At 48.1% G+C, this 1595-nt stretch carries 1 protein-coding gene and 1 pseudogene; both read left to right on the top strand.

The window, feature by feature from the left end; translation table 11 throughout:
- The coding region (oppA, locus tag KQJ19_RS23495) for an oligopeptide ABC transporter substrate-binding protein OppA (protein ID WP_216404270.1) at nucleotides 1–1327 on the top strand (1327 nt) is incomplete at its 5' end.
- Between the two features lie 121 nt (nucleotides 1328–1448).
- Nucleotides 1449–1595: pseudogene (gene oppB / locus KQJ19_RS23490) on the top strand (oligopeptide transporter permease); the annotation flags it as partial.

Here is a 1595-nt window from a genome sequence, read left to right as displayed (position 1 = left end):
GCGTAAAGACGCTAAATGGTCTGACGGCACGCCTGTTACCGCGCAAGATTTCGTGTATAGCTGGCAACGCCTGGCTAATCCAAATACCGCGTCACCGTACGCCAGTTATTTACAGTACGGTCACATTGTCAATATTGACGATATTATCGCCGGCAAAAAGCCGATCACCGATCTCGGTGTCAAAGCTCTCGACGATCATACATTTGAAGTCACCCTGAGCGAGCCTGTTCCTTATTTCTACAAATTGCTTGTGCACTCATCCGTTTCTCCGGTTCCTAAAGCAGCGGTTGAAAAATACGGTGAGAAATGGACCCAGCCCGCTAACATCGTCACCAACGGTGCCTATAAGCTGAAAGACTGGGTGGTCAACGAGCGCATTGTACTTGAGCGTAACACCAACTACTGGGACAACGCCAAAACGGTTATTAACCAGGTTACCTACCTGCCAATTTCTTCTGAAGTGACTGACGTTAACCGCTATCGCAGCGGCGAAATCGACATGACCTATAACAACATGCCGATCGAGTTATTCCAGAAACTGAAAAAAGAGATCCCGAACGAAGTTCACGTTGACCCGTATCTGTGCACCTATTATTACGAAATCAACAACCAGAAAGCACCGTTCAACGATGTTCGTGTTCGTACCGCCCTGAAACTGGCGTTGGATCGTGACATTATCGTCAACAAAGTTAAAAACCAGGGGGACCTGCCGGCGTATAGCTTTACCCCTCCTTACACCGATGGCGCGAAACTGGTTGAACCAGAGTGGTTCAAATGGTCTCAGGAAAAACGTAATGAAGAAGCGAAAAAACTGCTGGCTGAAGCCGGGTATACCGCTGAAAAACCGTTGACCTTTGACCTGCTGTATAACACCTCAGATCTGCATAAAAAGCTGGCCATCGCTGCGGCATCTATCTGGAAGAAAAATCTGGGCGCCAACGTGAAGCTGGAAAACCAGGAATGGAAAACGTTCCTCGATACGCGCCATCAGGGTAACTATGATGTTTCGCGTGCGGGCTGGTGTGCGGATTACAACGAACCAACATCCTTCCTGAATATGGTGCTGTCTGACAGCTCCAACAACACCGTCCACTATAAGAGCCCGGCGTTTGATAAGCTGATTGCGGATACGCTGAAAGTGACTGATGAAGCGCAGCGCAGCGAACTGTATTCGAAAGCGGAACAGCAGCTGGATAAAGATTCTGCGATTGTACCGGTTTATTACTATGTTAACGCCCGCCTGGTGAAACCATGGGTTGGCGGATACTCCGGTAAAGACCCGATGGATAATATCCACGTTAAAGACTTGTATATTATCAAGCATTAATGGCAAGACGTGGGGCAATCATTTTGCCCCACAGTGTCTTTTTTCTTCGAACTATTAACACCGCTTTACCTGAACGTCGGGGTAGAAGAGGTGTAAAGGCACACGCCAGAAGGTACGGGCAATGTTAAAATTTATATTACGTCGCTGTCTGGAAGCGATTCCGACGCTGTTTATACTTATTACGATTTCATTCTTTATGATGCGCCTTGCGCCGGGAAGTCCATTCACCGGGGAACGCGCGTTACCGCCAGAAGTACTGGCTAATATC

Source organism: Citrobacter sp. S46_ASV_140 (assembly GCF_018919545.1).
In the GTDB taxonomy this organism is placed as follows: Bacteria; Pseudomonadota; Gammaproteobacteria; order Enterobacterales; family Enterobacteriaceae; genus Citrobacter; species Citrobacter braakii.
This window is presented reverse-complemented; position numbering and strand designations above follow the sequence as displayed.